The organism is Planctomyces sp. SH-PL14, assembly GCF_001610835.1.
In the GTDB taxonomy this organism is placed as follows: Bacteria; Planctomycetota; Planctomycetia; order Planctomycetales; family Planctomycetaceae; genus Planctomyces_A.
In genome coordinates, this window is the sequence record NZ_CP011270.1 from 7,165,671 (window position 1) to 7,179,175 (window position 13,505).

A 13,505-nucleotide genomic window follows, 5' to 3' on the forward strand; every position below is an offset into this window, starting at 1 on the left:
GCAATCGGTGGGCTTTGGGGAATGGGAATCTTAGCGAGAGTGGTTCCCGGAGTTGGGCCCGCAGTCGTTGGTGGCACACTGCCCGCGCTGCTGTCGAGTGTCGCCGCTGGAGCGGCTGTCATAAGCGTCGTCGGTGCCCTCATCGGCATGGGAATTCCGGTTAAGGACGCTGACCACGCTAACCCAGAATACGGTAAGGGCAGGTCCATCGTCTCGGTTCGAGGTAACCGAGCCAACGAAGGCCGAGCTATCCTGGACGCGAATGGAGCTGTGCGCCGTCTTTGAAACGAGGAAATTCTTTGCTGACGTTGGCATGCGGCGCACTGTTACCGATCGCTGGTCGCGCGACCGCAGCACCGTGGAAGTGTAGAGCGCGAGATGAGCAGTCACCGTTCAGAGATGTGTGGCTGACTCATTCTTGTTCGATCGAAACGAATCGCCGCCGGGAGGCGCCCCGCCCGACCCCAGGGAAGGCGGGGAGGGACCCGGCGGCGATTCCATCTTGGTCACTCGCCGGTCAGACTTTTTCCCGGTCTAGGGCGGTGTTCATTCCTGAAAGATCTGCCCGACGTCGCCAACGAAAAGAGCCGCACGATGATCGTGGCGGAAACGCTCATGCTCATCGTGGACGGTGACACCGGGACCTGGCAGCGATCGCGGCAAGTCCCTATCGAGAGCTCCGTCATTGATCCCCGGACCGGGGCCATTTCCCGCAGCTACGATTACCGCTCGGCTGGGTTCAACATCACTGTCGATCTGCGGGAGTCGTCCTGGCGATCGGCCCGGATGCAGTTCAGCGTGCAGCTTGGCGACGTGATCTCCGGCGGTGATGATCTGGACCGCCGGTCGTCGCCGATTAGTCCTTGAAGGTCTCGGCCGACGTCTACACCGGTGCTGTCTACCTGGTCGGGGCTCTCCGGGAGGGGACCGGGAACAAAGGTGCGGCCGGCGCACTCAAGTTCGGCGATCGCCAGTCGTCCGATTCCACCGAGGTCGTTGTCTTCGCTCGTGTCGCCCGGATTGGTGGATCCCTTCTTCCGGATCCGGCGACGGAGGGGCCGGAGCTGGGGGGGCCCCGACCGACCCCAGGGAGGGCGGGGGGGCACCGGCGCAGGCTCCGGAGTCGTCCGGGCCTGCGGTCTGTCCGGACCCCCCTCTGGTTCCTGTCGAGCCGCTTCCTACGCCCGCCGGCCCGGGGCTGCCGCGCCTCGAGCCGCTCGAGCCGGTCTCTCGAGGAATGAAAAGACCGCTGGTGGTTGTCGGGGATCTGGTCGAGTAACAGCCTCGAGGCTGCGCGATTTCTGGAGTCCCGCGCGATCGCGCGGCGTCGACCGAGCCGGCGGCCGACGATGCCGCTACGTTCAGAGTTGAAACCAGAGAAAACCTCGGACAAAGTTGGGGCAATGGAGTATTAGGAACGGTCGTTCACCCAGGTTATTTCCGCATCGTGAGTACGAGGTCCCCCATGCAGTCGTCAGATCCGGAGAACGAGCCTCGGTACCGAATCGTCGTCGTCGATGATCACGCGTTGACGCGGCTTGGCGTCGCTCATGTGGTTACGAGTCGACCGGACTGGGAGCTCTGCGGCGAAGCTGGCGAGTGCGTGCAGGCGATTCAGTTGGTTCGCGACGTTCGGCCGGATCTGGCGATCGTGGATCTGCGTCTTCCGGGGGGCGACAGTATGGAGCTCATCAGGCAGATCCGGCGCGATGTACCGTCTTGTCGCGTTCTGGTTCTCTCAGCGCAAGATGAGGATTTGTTTGCTCAACGCGTCCTGCGAGCCGGCGGACAGGGCTTCATCAGCAAGATGGAGCCGCTGCCAGCGCTTATCGAGACCATAGAGAAGGTCCTGGCAGGCCGGATCGCCTTGAGCCCGCGCATGACCGATCGTCTCCTGGCTGCCAGCAGCGGACACGACTTTGAAAACAGGTCGCCCCTTGAATCCCTCAGCAATCGGGAGATGGAGGTCTATGATCGCCTCGGACGGGGGATGGCACCGAAGGAGATTGCACGAGATCTCCACCTGAGCATCAAGACGGTGGAATATCATCGCCAGAACATCATTCAGAAGCTGCAGTTGTCAGGGAGTAAGGATCTGCTTCGTCACGCAACCTTGCATGTGTCAGGCCAGTTGAACGGTCAGCCTCCCGCGATGACTTCAAACGTAGCGCCCCGGCACTCTACCTGTAGGGACACAGGCATCGGAGGATGCCATGGCACGAAAAGCAGCTGCGAAACGCGAACTGATCGACACGGGGACTGACAAGCGGTACGTCCGCCGCGACGAGAATGGGCAGTTCAAGGAGAGCGACGATGTCGGGCGGTCACTCAGCCAGGATCGTCAGCGGCACGCCAAGACAGTTGCCAAGAAAGGGCAGGGCGACAAAGGGGATCACGGCTGATTGCATTCGAGAGTCTCGTATGCAGCGACCCGCACCCACGATGTACACCGCTCGTTCGAGCCGGCGACTCTCACTTCCCAAGCTTCCGCAAGATTACGGCGATGTCAGCCACGCGGTACAGAAGTGCTGACGTGTAGGTTTCGGACGGCTCCATTCCCGCGACAGTGTGTCCCAGTTCCGTGCAGGCGTAGCCGGCTGCCGTTGCTTCGACGAGCCGCTGCTGCACGAGGGCGTCAAGGTGAAGGAACTCAACGATCCCGGTTGGCGTGGTCATTGGTCTGTCGCGCCCGCAGATCTGTTGCAGCATATGGAGTTCGGACTTTGCGACAACGATGTCGTCGTCAGGCCGCGCCTTGACCATCTTGGCCCCTGTATTCCTGGGTCCCTCCGGCAGGAAATTACCTAGTCACCTAAGGCTTCTGCATCTGGCGCGCCCGCCGTAGCAAAACGGAACAGTCTCTGCGGGGTGGCATTGTCGAGGTGCCACCATCATCGACGACAAACGGGGCCGAAAGCCCGCAGCACAAAGTTGCAACTCGGTAGTTCAACGCAACATTCGAGACGTGATTCAAGCTCGGAAGAGAATTGAAAGGAGGGAGTCGGGTAGCGAACGGATCGCTCGGAAGATCACAGAGCTGGCCGGCAATCTGGGATTCGCCTATTTCCACTGTGCGTGGTTTGGGGTGTGGATCGCCTTCAATCTGTGGAAAGGGGGAGGGGGCGTTTGATCCATTCCCGTTCGTGCTGCTGACCACCGCGGTCTCTCTGGAGGCCATCTTTCTGACTTTGATGGTCTTGGTCAGTCAAAACCGCGAGGCGAAACTGGAAGAGCAGCGGGCCGATCTCGATCTGCAAATCGATCTTCTGGCGGAATACGAAGTGACACGGCTCCTCTGTCTCGTCTCCGCCATCGCCAAGAAGCTGGAAGTCGACGAGACCGAAGACGAGGACATGAAAGAACTGCTGAAGGCCGTCCGGCCGAGAGATCTCCTTAACGAGCTGGAGACTCTTGAGGCACGTAAGGCCGTTCCCTGATAGCGCAGGTGATTGGCTGGTCAAGCTCCAGGATGGTTCTCCTGCCGTCGTGAGTGATTGCCCGAACCTGCTGCCACACGCTTGGATCAGTGATAACGCTGTCCCACGGCGTCGGCCGCCGAGTTGCGCCGCCCTCGAAGACGGACGGCTCCGAATTTGCAGTGGGCAGAGGAGAATCGTTTGGTGTGGATTCGGGGGCGGGGTCAGTAAGTGCTGACCCCGCTTTTTTCTGATTGCTCTTGAGAGAACGCCATGATCGCGGGACGATGGATCCTTCATCCTCAGTCCTCGGGCGACCATGGCGTGTTCGTACTCTCCAGATCTTTGGGGCAAAGCGTCGTCGTCGATGAGACGTTCATTCTTGTTGTCGCGTCAATCGGCGAACGTGAAGCGACATTGATTCGAACCGACGAGTCAGGTCTGCACGGCGTCGAATTCACCATCCGACCTGGTTGTATGACTGATATCGCGCCGGGGGTCGGAGCAACGCTGATCCCGTTCGAGAAACGCAAAGTGCGGATCGGTTTCGTCACCTTCGACGGCCATGTTGTCCGCGCCATATCGTCGGCACTGCGTTCTTCATCGGACCTGAGAAGCCCGTAGGGCCCTTCGCGCAGTAATTGAGGATCGACGACGCAACCGCTGCCGGACGCTTGAGCGCGGGGACCACATTCTCTGCGTTCGCGTCCGGTCGCGTTGTTCTGCGAGCAGGGCAGGGAAGCGGTGGCAGAGTTGGGCGGTTAAAACAAACGTCCCGGCGACGTCGACCGGCAGGCTGCCGGACCTGCGGGATCATCGCCGGGACATTCTGTAGCTCAGAGCAAGAGACTCATAAGCGAGTATCTCCGTTTACTCTGCCCCAATCTAGGTACAACCGCAAAAGTTTGCGCCGTAGGAACGCGGCGAGGGGCCGGCGCAAGTTTGGTGTTGTCCAGCCAGAGCGGCTGTAGGTCGGGTTGGCCTGCGCCGATATCCAAAATGTCCCAGGGAGGGGACAGCGAAATCGCAAGCACGCCCCTCCAGGCCCCTTTTTCGGCGACGAGTCGTGCATCTGGTGGGGACTGAACGGACGTCATTTCAGCAGGGCAGGAAGGTCCTGGGGACGAAGTCCGGGCAGGTAGCGACCGCGGATCTTTCGGAGGTCTTCCGGCAGGAGGTCGTAGCACCGGGCCAGCTCGTCGATGCACGTCTCCCGGTCCCACTCGGTCGCGAAGTCGATTCCCAGGGTCGCCGCGACCCGGGCTGCCTCGTGAGCGTTCCAGGGCTCGGCGGACCGCAGGAACTCGATCAGCCAGGCTGCCAGCGCCGCCTCGTTCGCCCGGCTTTTGTGCTGCGTGTGTTCCAGGACCTTCGAGAAGGTCGGTTCTTCGCGGAGGTCCTGATCTTGGTAGTACCGGAACAGCGCGAAGGAGAGTCCGCCGAGGTCACCGACGCCGGATCCGGCCATCATCGCTGGGACCAGGGCGAACAGTTTGGGCCGCGATCGTGCGTTGTCGAGCTTCTTGATGATGGCTCGGGTGAACCAGGTGGCGAGGAAGGCGAGACGCTTCCATTCGTCCGGGATTTGCTCCGTCTTTCCCGGGGCCAAATCCGGCTGCGGCTCCTCGGCCGCCGCCTCCCGTTCCACTTGGCGGTTCTCCTGGTGTAGGCGGTCGAAAAGCTCGACGTTGAAGCACCGGTCGACGTCGCCGACCCGTTTCGTATCCAGCTCCTTCTCGTGCTTCTTCTGCCACTTGACCTTCGGGTCAAAAGCCCGGGAGTGCAGAGTCACCTGTTCGCTCACGATGAGCTGCCAATACTCGGCCGTCATATCGGCCCCATGCGAGCGTCCGCTGTCCCATTCCTTCCGGCAGCCGGTGACGATCGCCGGGTATCCGGCCCACCTGGTCAACGCGCGTGCATGGGTCGGCGTGAACGTCCCCTCGCGGATCTCCTTCTCCCAACCGGGGCACTTGAGCGGTGAGACCTGCACAGAGAACCAGTCTTCGGTTTTCGCCATCCTGGCGGCAGCGAGCCGCTGTGATCCCATCATCTCCGCCAGGTCGTGGAGTGTGAGGGCAAACTCCCACGGGTCCAGCTGCTCGCGGAGGAGGTTCTCGTCGATCCGCTGCATCGCGGCGGTCTTGTCGTCCAGGTCCTTGATCTTGGCCGGGACCGTTTTCCGGCCGGCGTGTTTGGAGGCCCAGAAGCGGCGCTCCCCGTAGATGATCTCGTACCGGCCGTCATTCTTCTGCCGGAGTCCGATATCTTCCAGCAGCCCGAAGGACTTGACCGAGGCGACCAGCTCTTTCATGCCGGTGGCGGTCCCTTTCTCCAGGGCAGGGCGGTCACGGTGGTTCAACGGGGAGGGGTCGATCAGGGAGATCTCGACGTCTTGGGATTCAACGTTCTTCGACTTGGTGACCATGAAAGCGGGTTCCTTAGAACGGAGGGTCTTCGGGTGGTTGCCGGAGCCATTGGGCGGCCTCGGCGACGAAAGCGGACAACTTGCGGAGCGTGATCTCGGCGAAAGCGGCCGTGGCCAGGACTCGCCGGCGTCGTTCGATGGATGTGTTCTCATCCATCCATTGGATTTCCTCGCGGAGCCTGCGGAGCTGGTCCTCCAGGTCCTTGAGCTGCAAATCGACGCGCGTCGATTCCGGTTTCATGGCGCTAGTTGTTCTGGGGGTCGGTGTAGCGGCGGAGGGTTTCGGCGGCGGTCGGGTAGCTGCGCTTCAGGAACTGGAGCGTGTGGCGGGCGAGGGATTCGGCCAGCTTCACGACGGCTTTCCCGTCCTGGGCGTTGAACGCCTTGCCTCTGACCGCGAACACTGCCGCGAATGCGGCCATCTGGAGCGTCAGCATCCAGACACGAGAGAGGTCCTTCTCTGAGACCTGGCGGTAGTTGTCCTCGTCGGGGAAGCGTTCCAGGAGGGTCGGGTTGACGAGGATCTGTGCCGCCAGGTTCTTCTGGCGTTCGGTAATCGGGTGGTCTTTCGCGGGGATCATCGGTCGTCCTTTCGTCCCGCCAGCGGGCGGGCAGGGTGGTTGAGCGGGAAATCGACGCGCGTCGATTCAGGTTTCGTCTGCGTCGGTCTCGGGCAGGGCGTTTCGCGGCTTCATGCCGACGAGTGGGCAGAGCCGGTTAGCCCGTTCGAAGTACCGGCGGGCCTCGGCCCGGTACTCGGTGGCGTCCCGGCCCCAGGCGTCTTCGCCCCAGGCCAGGTCGACGAAGTCCTGGGCGGCTCGCTCGTAGTGCCGGATCAGCATTTCGATCACGAAGAACCAGGCGAGTACTCCGAAGAGGAGCACGCAGGGCACGGTCGTGAGGAGGTAGAATGTCCATTCGTCGTTCGGCATTGCAGTTCCTTTCGTCCCGCCAACGAGCGGGCAGGGTGGTTGTTGCGGTCGAGTGTTCCCGGCCATCGAGCCGGCCCGCCGCCGCAGTGGTCCTTTGGTCGAGCAGCTCGGGTCGGCTGCTGGGTGAAGGGGTCTCACCCCTTCTCCGCCGGAAGGCCCAGCGGAGCGACCGCCGCATTCAAAACCCCGTCCGTCCGAGGGGCCTGCGGTGGATTCGTCGTAGGGCTCACCCGGGGGTTCCCTGCGACGAATTCACCGCTGAGCCCCCTCGGACACAAAAGAGCCGGCTGCCTAGCCGTCCCTGGAGCGTCAGGGATCGCAGTGGAGACCCCGCAGGCTTTGCGAGGAGTCGGAACGGAGAGCCCGGCCCGTTGAGGGGACGCCATCGTGAATCTGTCGGAGTTCCAGACTGCGATGGACGTTTCGGAAAGGATCCTGCTACAGTGAAACTCGGGTTAACGATGGCACTGCATGCGAGGCGCGGTGCTGTCAGCTGCTGACAAAGTGACTGGCCTGCCAAGGGGCGAAGGACCATGAAGGACCAGTTCCAAGAGGGAGTTCCGCCTCCGGGTGAGATCAAATCGAGTGGCCCGGGCGGGGGATTGGTGCCTCGTGGCCTTCTGCGGATGTTGGTTGGTGAGTTCGCACTCCTCCGCGACATCGCGACGGCGCCGATTGCATCCGGTCCACTGGCGCCAAGCGTGGCGGACGCGGTGGACTTCCTGCGGTCATATGAGCTGGTGCTGGTAGACGGACAACAGGTTTCGGCCACCGATCGAGGCCGACAGCTTCTCGAGGCGACTCCGATCAACAGCACGACGTATACGTTGGCATTCGACAGAACACGCTTGGGGTGGTAGGGACACGTGTCGGTTGCACGGTGTGAGGTCGGCGCCATGGACAATCCTCCGGATAGGCACGACATCGACAGGCGATGCAAGGTCGTGCTCAAAGGGGGGCTGCTCTCAATTCCGCTGGAGGCGTTTGCCACCTTGCGAACGGTTGCACGCGATTTGGAGCTGAACGCTGAAGAGTTGCCGCCATCTCTCCGTCACGGCGCTGACGAGCTTGTGGCCGTCGGCTTGCTGAGGGATGGGGACGGCTCGTTCCACATCACCGACTTGGGTCGTCGGGTGGCGGACGCGGAGCCGATGGGGCAGAGCGAAGACGTCGTGATGTTCGACGTCCGCGAGTTCGGCCTTTAGTCCAGAGAACCAGGCGCGGGCTGGTCCGAATCGACGCGCGTCGATTCCTTCACTTCCTTGCGAAGTCGGGTAGGTGAGCAAAGCGCCTCCGCTGGTCTCTCTGCGCGTCAGGGATCGGAGCGGAGACCCCGCAGGCCGTGCGAGAAGTCGGAGCGAAGATCTGGGCCCGTGGAGGGACCGCCCAAGACCGTCCAAGCATAGCGTGCTAGCAAAATACCTAGGAAATTCCTTGGCTGCGCGTTCAGAAATGTGGAGAGATTTCGACGCAATCTTCCTGAAGGCGGTGTTAAAACATCTGGCCTGTCGCCGATTTGTCAGCAAGCGAGGTACGTATGGCTTTCGAGCGCTGGTCCCATGTGATGGTGCTTGAGCGTGACGTTTCAACGCTTCGCGCGCCTCTATTTTCGGCCAGCGTGCATGTGCCGTGTTTGTCCGATGAGCAGCGGTCGACAGTTGAGCGTCTTGCCGGCTCGGGATTGGCGCAAATCGGGTATCCGCGAGCGCGTCTAACGGATATGGGGCGTCGCTTGGCCTTCTCCCATCCGTGGTATGTCGGAGGTGGCGTGGCGTACTTTCGGCACGACAGCTCTTTAGTGTCTCCCATCGCCTCGCATCAGTGAGGGAGTGCAACTTTGGTTGACTGGCGAAAACCCGGCTTGATTGCGGAAAGGTGAGATAATGTGGGAGCTGGTGGTCAACCGGACCACGTGGTACTGGCTCGCTCGATTGCGGGTCGTTCCCATGCGGGTTGCGAACAGCGCGGACGAGGTGGGTCCGGAGATGGTCGCCAAACTCATCCGGTTGAAGCTGGTGAAATGCGTCCAGGGAGAGCATCGCCTGACGGCGTTGGGAGCGCAATTGATCGACGCCGCGCATCCACCGATGCTGAACGGCGACCGCGTCTTGATCCCGTAGCTTTCGGCGACAAGAAGCCGGAAGCCCGGCCGCCTTTCCGAGGAGTCGGAGCGGAGAGCCCTGCCAATGGCGGACGTGCGGTCGCCTGGCCGATGCCGAATCGACGCGCGTCGATTCTCGGTGCCCGTCCCGGACTGTGTGTCGCCACCGGCACTGGCCGACCGGCTGACTTACTGCCGTCTCAGACCTTGATGTAGCCGGCCAATTGGTCAGGCAACTTGCCGTCGACGTTCCCTCGCAGGGACGGCTCGGTGGCGAATCTGGTCCCGCCGAACGTGATCCTGTGGCTTGCGGCACCCATCGATCAGGGCTCCAATCCCTGAAAGACAAGGAGCGGTAGATGGCGGACGGCAGCCCGCTCGGGCCCCATCGGCGTGTGTTGCGGCTTCTCCAGTCGGAGTACCAGCTCCTCTTGGAGCTTGCGGTTGCGCCGGTTCGGAGCGACGACTGTACTCCCAGCGTCCTTGAAGCGGCTGAGTTCCTCGTTTCCCTTGGACTCGCGATGCGCCGGGACCGACTTGTGCATATCTCTGAACGCGGGCAGACGCTGGTCGCCAATGGGCCTGTCAGCCAAACGGCGTACACGGTAGCGTTCGACGCCTGTTGGGATGGGTGGTGACCACGATTCGGAGTAAGGGGCGGCGTCATGTGGAACCTCAAAGGGCGGGGGGCTGAGGGGACCGATTCGGGGAAGCCAGTACTCGCAGGCGGGATCCTGTCTATGCCTCTGTGCACGTTCGTGATGCTTCGCGAGATCGTCGGCTCTGCCGAAATGTGGAATGCTTCGACGTCGAAACAGGATGAAGCTCGGGCTCTCGGGTTGGTTGAAGCTGGCTTGGTCGTGCGTGGCGACGATGGTTACCGCGCGACTTCCGCTGGAGAGCAGGTGGCGAGTGCAGTGGCCCGCACGTGCCGGGATGACCTGTGGCCGTCCACAGGCATCGTTCAAGTGGACGTGAACGCGCTGGGCTGGTGACTGAGCACGGCCGGTTTTGCCCCCGGCCTGACCCATCTAACAGGCCATGTTCTACGCGCCACTTCGGTCAGTTTGGCCCGGGTTTCGCGCGCTCCAGGACGTCGTTACGGAATCCGTTCGTGTCCACTTTCCACTGGTCTGCGCGCACCTTCCGTGCCACTTCCTCGTCCGCCTGTCTTCGCAGTTCTGCCGTTCCGACCACGATTCCGCAGACTGCCGTGGCTGCCAGAAGTCCCGCCGAAAAGCCGGTCGAGAAGCTGCGCGCCGAATGTCCGAAAGTGCCGTCAAAATCTGTTGACATGGTCAGGGGTGTTCTCGTAGGGGTACGTACATGGACATTTGCCTGATCCAAGCAATTCGCTCGTCGATGATGATTGCAAATTGAACATAACGGACATTAGCCGGCCGTTAGTTAGTGCTCTTAGCTTGCGGGTCTTATTAAGCGATAGTTAAAGTCGGGGGCGGAGCGAGTTAGCCGCTCGCTCAACGCCCCCCGTTCAACGGTGCCTTTGGTCGAGTACCACCGATGAACTTCAGTACCCCTATTCGCTCCGCGAAACGGTGTCAACCGTCATCGGTGATCTCATTGCGCACCGCCCATGCTGCTGGGCGGAGTAGTTCAACAGCAAACGCACGGGGCGGAGCGTTTTTCCAGTCAGTGCGAAAGCAAGTCGTTCGGACTTGTGCGCCGTCGCTGGGCGCGGGGGGATCGGCAGTTCCCCCGCGCCGCACGGGCACGATGCCTGTGTGAAGCAGGGATGCGGGTCTCATGAAGAGGCCGTAAAGGCGGCGAATTTAAGGCGGGGTCGTAGTCGTTTTAGCGACGGCGAAGGCATACCGGAGATGGATCTCTGGTACCCGCTTTTTCGTTCTCAAAATCCACATCAGCAGATGTGCAGGAGCAGCACGGATGATCCAGAAGCGGATGGAGCTTATCTGCGTTTCTAAGTCGGAGCGTCAAGGCAAGCAAGAGGGCAACGAGCCCGCCCGGTTCTACTACAATGCCACCCTCACGGGCATGGGTTTTACCTGGGTCGACTACGAGCTCACGCAGGCGCAATACAACCAGTTCCAGCCCGGCGGCGAGTTCCTCGTCGACGTGGCGTTGATCCCGGCAACGGCAAAGTTCGAGGGCCGCTTCCGCGCCGAGCCCGTCTACAAGATCCAGCTCGGCGCGATCCGCGAGAAGTCTCCGCCTCCGGGGCCGGATCCTCGCACGGAGCGCACGGCAGCTCCGACGTCTGATCGCCGTCCGGTCTCCGCTGGGGCCGGTGGCTGAGTAGGGATGGGGACGGGGCGGCGGGTGGTTTGTGCGAGCGCCCGCCGTCCCCCCTTCTAAGGGGCTTGGGCCGTGGAAATCCTCGACGTTCTGCAGAGCTGCGTAGAGATCTTGATGGGCGTGCTCAACCTCGCCGTCTCGGTCTCGCTGCTGTGGGCCATCGGGGAAATCGGCGCGCGTCAAGTTCCGATCCCTCGTCAGATCTGCAGCAAATGCGGCTCGTTCGTCCTGGACGATGACGGTCGCCGCAAGCGTTTTAGCTGCTCGTGCAAGGCGCTCTCGTTCGAGGTCGATCGATGAGCCGCTTTCTCTGGTGTGTGTCCCTCTCCCTCCTTAGCGGTCTGCCCCTTCCCATGCTCAACGTCTCCATCTTTCAAGCGTTTATCGGGCTGAGTGCAGCCTTTGTGGTCGGCATCCTCTCGACGTCGGCGGTGGCCGGCGTGGTACTGCATCTGGTGACCTATGGTCAGCAATTCGGCGGCAATCTCGGTCGACCAGGGGCTCAAGCCCCTGCATCCCGTCCTCTGGCTCGTCCGTCTGTGCCAGGTCGACGGGATCTCTCGGGAGTTCTTGCAGAGTGCGGTGGCGACCTGGGAAGCCGGGAACCGCGCGGCAACGGTCGAGTGGTTCCGCGAGCTGACGACGCATATCCGGAGTCAGGTAACACCTACCCCGAATAGGGACGGGGCGCTGAGCGCGCTCGAGCAGATGGTGGACCGCCTCGAACAAGAGGCGATCAAGACGGAGCTTTTCTGGGTCTGTGGGGTTCCTGCTGATGCTCACGTTCGCGGTACAGCTGCGAAATCGTCGACGCGCATCCGAGACGGGCAATTGCCCTTCAATGCTCTCGGGGTACGCGGGCGTTGACACGATGGAGCTGGCCGTTTTTTCTGACTTCGCCGATGGGCCGAACGAGCCGCCCTCGGACGAGTGCGTAGCTCGTCTGAATGCGTTCGGCTGGCTTTCTGAAACCGCTCGCGGTCTTCGTGAGGGGGGTGTTCAACAGACGACCGCGTTCTACGGCGAGGATCCCGTTACGGTGTATCGGACCGGCGGGACAGTGGGTCGGGGCCGGCGAGGCGGCTTCTACCCGTATCGGTTCACCTGGCGGGGCTGCGACTTCATGGCGGCACCGTTCGAGAGGGCAGGGCACCGGGCCAACTTCACGATCCGGGTGGCCGCGACGTTCATGCTCTCGTTCGGTGGTCATCCGGGCCGCGCCTGGGAGGATCTCGAAGCGTTCCTCCGGCGGTTCTTCGGCGCCGTGGTGAAGCGCTGCTCCGTCTCCCGCGTCGACATCTTCGGCGACATGCCGGGCACTCCGGTGTCCCGGTTCGTGAACCTGTTTGAGCGGGGAATGTTCGTCCGCCGTACCCGGCGCGTGCGGAAACGGGGCATGGTCGGGGCGGTCGAGGTCAGCCAGGACGAAGCGGAAGAGGTCCAGCTCGACGGGAAGGGGGCCGAGTGGTCGACCCTGCACCTGGGCCTCGGCGGCGTCTTGTCGTGCCGGTTCTACGACAAGCTCTTGGAGCTGGCCCGCCCGGAGATGTCCGGGAAGCGGGACATGATGAAAATCCAGCTCTGGAACGGGGCTGAGCCGGACGAATTGACGCGCGTCGAATTCCAGCTCCGCAACGCGGCGCTCAAGAAACACGGCTCGTCCACGATCCAGAGTCTGTCCGCCAAGCTCCGCGGCCTGGCGGAATACCTCGTCACCCGCTGGCTGGTCGTCTGCGACTCCCTCGATCGCTCGCACACGAACCGCAAAGAAGTCCATCCGCTGTGGGAGAAGCTGCGGGCGACCTTCTCCGATCGCTTCTGCGTCGAGCCCACCCAGGACATTGACGACCTACTGCCAGACGATGTCCTGGCCGTCGGTCGTCAGGGCCTTGGGTGTCTGATGTCCTTCCTCGCCAAGTCGGGCGAGCCGCCGGCGCAGCCGTCGGACGTCTTCCCGCAGATGGTCGAGGTCCTCCGATTCCTGTTTGAGCTTTATGGACCAGAACGAGCCTGGGAAGAGATCACCGATCGGTATGCGGACCATGTTGTCCGGCACCATGAGGTTCGCGAGGCGCTTTATAGGCGTCTTGATGCTCGGGCTCATCCTGGGGTTCTACTGGGCGGAGGTCCTGGTTGTCCTAACTTACACGGTCTTAGGTCTCCTCCTCTTCCGGCAAGTGAGGCGTAAATGGGTCCAGAACCGACAGACCCCACTCTCTGGTGCACACGGTGGATCCTCGCGGCCTTTGCCGTCGCCTGGGTCTTCCACTTCGTCCTCTGGTACGGCTACGCCTGGTGGCGTTCCTTCCGTACCGATGGGCTCGACGGAAAGCCTTAGCGGCTGATGTCGGGCG

At 62.2% G+C, this 13,505-nt stretch carries 18 protein-coding genes; 13 read left to right on the forward strand and 5 right to left on the reverse strand.

The annotated features are described in order from the left end of the window. The first annotated feature begins 594 nt into the window (after positions 1 to 594). The 3 genes from VT03_RS27615 (at position 595) to VT03_RS27630 (ending at position 2,402) form a co-directional block, all read left to right on the forward strand. Complete coding sequence (locus VT03_RS27615; protein ID WP_075095992.1) at positions 595 to 867, forward strand: hypothetical protein; 273 nt, start codon at positions 595 to 597, stop codon at positions 865 to 867. A gap of 598 nt (positions 868 to 1,465) precedes the next feature. Then, positions 1,466 to 2,263, forward strand: a complete 798-nt coding sequence (locus VT03_RS27625; RefSeq protein ID WP_075095994.1) for a response regulator transcription factor — start codon at positions 1,466 to 1,468, stop codon at positions 2,261 to 2,263. Further along, complete coding sequence (locus VT03_RS27630) at positions 2,214 to 2,402, forward strand: hypothetical protein (protein WP_075092114.1); 189 nt, start codon at positions 2,214 to 2,216, stop codon at positions 2,400 to 2,402. Before VT03_RS27625 ends, VT03_RS27630 begins: the two co-directional genes overlap by 50 nt. Before the next feature lie 70 nt (positions 2,403 to 2,472). Here VT03_RS27630 and VT03_RS27635 read toward each other — a convergent pair whose 3' ends face one another. Beyond that, the gene (locus tag VT03_RS27635; RefSeq protein ID WP_156514803.1) at positions 2,473 to 2,676 is read right to left on the reverse strand and encodes a hypothetical protein; all 204 of its coding nucleotides are present in this window, start codon (positions 2,674 to 2,676) and stop codon (positions 2,473 to 2,475) included. Positions 2,677 to 3,071: 395 nt separating this feature from the next. On the opposite strand from VT03_RS27635, the gene VT03_RS27640 reads away from it, so the two are divergent. Together VT03_RS27640 and VT03_RS27645 are read left to right on the forward strand one after the other, a co-directional pair. Then, a complete protein-coding gene (locus tag VT03_RS27640; RefSeq protein ID WP_255378633.1) occupies positions 3,072 to 3,437 on the forward strand; it encodes a DUF1003 domain-containing protein in 366 nt (121 codons plus the stop codon). A 252-nt stretch (positions 3,438 to 3,689) separates the two neighbouring features. Then, entirely contained in the window at positions 3,690 to 4,040 is a 351-nt protein-coding gene (locus VT03_RS27645) for a hypothetical protein (RefSeq protein ID WP_075095996.1), read from the forward strand. A 469-nt stretch (positions 4,041 to 4,509) separates the two neighbouring features. Here the strand turns inward: VT03_RS27645 and VT03_RS27650 are convergent, their stop codons facing one another. From VT03_RS27650 to VT03_RS27665, 4 genes are all read right to left on the reverse strand, one after another. After that, on the reverse strand, positions 4,510 to 5,844 hold the full coding sequence (locus VT03_RS27650) for a ParB/RepB/Spo0J family partition protein (RefSeq protein WP_075095997.1): 1,335 nt from the start codon (positions 5,842 to 5,844) through the stop codon (positions 4,510 to 4,512). A 13-nt stretch (positions 5,845 to 5,857) separates the two neighbouring features. Then, positions 5,858 to 6,085, reverse strand: coding sequence for a hypothetical protein (locus VT03_RS34380; protein ID WP_075095998.1), 228 nt, complete (start codon positions 6,083 to 6,085; stop codon positions 5,858 to 5,860). A gap of 4 nt (positions 6,086 to 6,089) precedes the next feature. Further along, entirely contained in the window at positions 6,090 to 6,425 is a 336-nt protein-coding gene (locus VT03_RS27660; protein ID WP_075095999.1) for a hypothetical protein, read from the reverse strand. 66 nt (positions 6,426 to 6,491) lie between these two features. Beyond that, positions 6,492 to 6,776 (reverse strand): hypothetical protein, encoded by a 285-nt coding sequence (locus tag VT03_RS27665; protein ID WP_075096000.1) that lies wholly within the window; start codon positions 6,774 to 6,776, stop codon positions 6,492 to 6,494. Between the two features lie 896 nt (positions 6,777 to 7,672). On the opposite strand from VT03_RS27665, the gene VT03_RS27675 reads away from it, so the two are divergent. The 8 genes from VT03_RS27675 (at position 7,673) to VT03_RS33835 (ending at position 13,489) form a co-directional block, all read left to right on the forward strand. Then, on the forward strand, positions 7,673 to 7,981 hold the full coding sequence (locus VT03_RS27675) for a hypothetical protein (protein ID WP_075096002.1): 309 nt from the start codon (positions 7,673 to 7,675) through the stop codon (positions 7,979 to 7,981). Between the two features lie 678 nt (positions 7,982 to 8,659). Then, positions 8,660 to 8,896, forward strand: a complete 237-nt coding sequence (locus VT03_RS27680; protein WP_075096003.1) for a hypothetical protein — start codon at positions 8,660 to 8,662, stop codon at positions 8,894 to 8,896. Between the two features lie 742 nt (positions 8,897 to 9,638). Further along, a complete protein-coding gene (locus tag VT03_RS27690) occupies positions 9,639 to 9,872 on the forward strand; it encodes a hypothetical protein (RefSeq protein ID WP_156514804.1) in 234 nt (77 codons plus the stop codon). A 910-nt stretch (positions 9,873 to 10,782) separates the two neighbouring features. Continuing rightward, positions 10,783 to 11,151 carry a hypothetical protein gene (locus VT03_RS27695; protein WP_075096006.1) on the forward strand — a complete coding sequence of 123 codons (369 nt, stop codon included), beginning with the start codon at positions 10,783 to 10,785 and terminating at the stop codon, positions 11,149 to 11,151. Between the two features lie 72 nt (positions 11,152 to 11,223). Further along, on the forward strand, positions 11,224 to 11,451 hold the full coding sequence (locus VT03_RS27700; protein WP_075096007.1) for a hypothetical protein: 228 nt from the start codon (positions 11,224 to 11,226) through the stop codon (positions 11,449 to 11,451). A gap of 162 nt (positions 11,452 to 11,613) precedes the next feature. After that, positions 11,614 to 12,018 (forward strand): hypothetical protein, encoded by a 405-nt coding sequence (locus VT03_RS27705; protein WP_075096008.1) that lies wholly within the window; start codon positions 11,614 to 11,616, stop codon positions 12,016 to 12,018. A 4-nt stretch (positions 12,019 to 12,022) separates the two neighbouring features. Beyond that, positions 12,023 to 13,339 carry a hypothetical protein gene (locus VT03_RS27710; protein ID WP_156514805.1) on the forward strand — a complete coding sequence of 439 codons (1,317 nt, stop codon included), beginning with the start codon at positions 12,023 to 12,025 and terminating at the stop codon, positions 13,337 to 13,339. Beyond that, entirely contained in the window at positions 13,340 to 13,489 is a 150-nt protein-coding gene (locus VT03_RS33835; RefSeq protein WP_156514806.1) for a hypothetical protein, read from the forward strand. Positions 13,490 to 13,505: the final 16 nt, after the last annotated feature.

Coding starts and splice junctions, on each gene's coding strand:
- VT03_RS27615 (WP_075095992.1), top strand. CDS start 595: ATGATCGTGGCGGAAACGCTCATGCTCATCGTGGACGGTGACACCGGG.
- VT03_RS27625 (WP_075095994.1), top strand. CDS start 1,466: ATGCAGTCGTCAGATCCGGAGAACGAGCCTCGGTACCGAATCGTCGTC.
- VT03_RS27630 (WP_075092114.1), top strand. CDS start 2,214: ATGGCACGAAAAGCAGCTGCGAAACGCGAACTGATCGACACGGGGACT.
- VT03_RS27635 (WP_156514803.1), bottom strand. CDS start 2,676: ATGACCACGCCAACCGGGATCGTTGAGTTCCTTCACCTTGACGCCCTC.
- VT03_RS27645 (WP_075095996.1), top strand. CDS start 3,690: ATGATCGCGGGACGATGGATCCTTCATCCTCAGTCCTCGGGCGACCAT.
- VT03_RS27650 (WP_075095997.1), bottom strand. CDS start 5,844: ATGGTCACCAAGTCGAAGAACGTTGAATCCCAAGACGTCGAGATCTCC.
- VT03_RS34380 (WP_075095998.1), bottom strand. CDS start 6,085: ATGAAACCGGAATCGACGCGCGTCGATTTGCAGCTCAAGGACCTGGAG.
- VT03_RS27660 (WP_075095999.1), bottom strand. CDS start 6,425: ATGATCCCCGCGAAAGACCACCCGATTACCGAACGCCAGAAGAACCTG.
- VT03_RS27665 (WP_075096000.1), bottom strand. CDS start 6,776: ATGCCGAACGACGAATGGACATTCTACCTCCTCACGACCGTGCCCTGC.
- VT03_RS27675 (WP_075096002.1), top strand. CDS start 7,673: ATGGACAATCCTCCGGATAGGCACGACATCGACAGGCGATGCAAGGTC.
- VT03_RS27680 (WP_075096003.1), top strand. CDS start 8,660: ATGTGGGAGCTGGTGGTCAACCGGACCACGTGGTACTGGCTCGCTCGA.
- VT03_RS27690 (WP_156514804.1), top strand. CDS start 9,639: ATGCTTCGCGAGATCGTCGGCTCTGCCGAAATGTGGAATGCTTCGACG.
- VT03_RS27695 (WP_075096006.1), top strand. CDS start 10,783: ATGATCCAGAAGCGGATGGAGCTTATCTGCGTTTCTAAGTCGGAGCGT.
- VT03_RS27705 (WP_075096008.1), top strand. CDS start 11,614: ATGGTCAGCAATTCGGCGGCAATCTCGGTCGACCAGGGGCTCAAGCCC.
- VT03_RS27710 (WP_156514805.1), top strand. CDS start 12,023: ATGGAGCTGGCCGTTTTTTCTGACTTCGCCGATGGGCCGAACGAGCCG.
- VT03_RS33835 (WP_156514806.1), top strand. CDS start 13,340: ATGGGTCCAGAACCGACAGACCCCACTCTCTGGTGCACACGGTGGATC.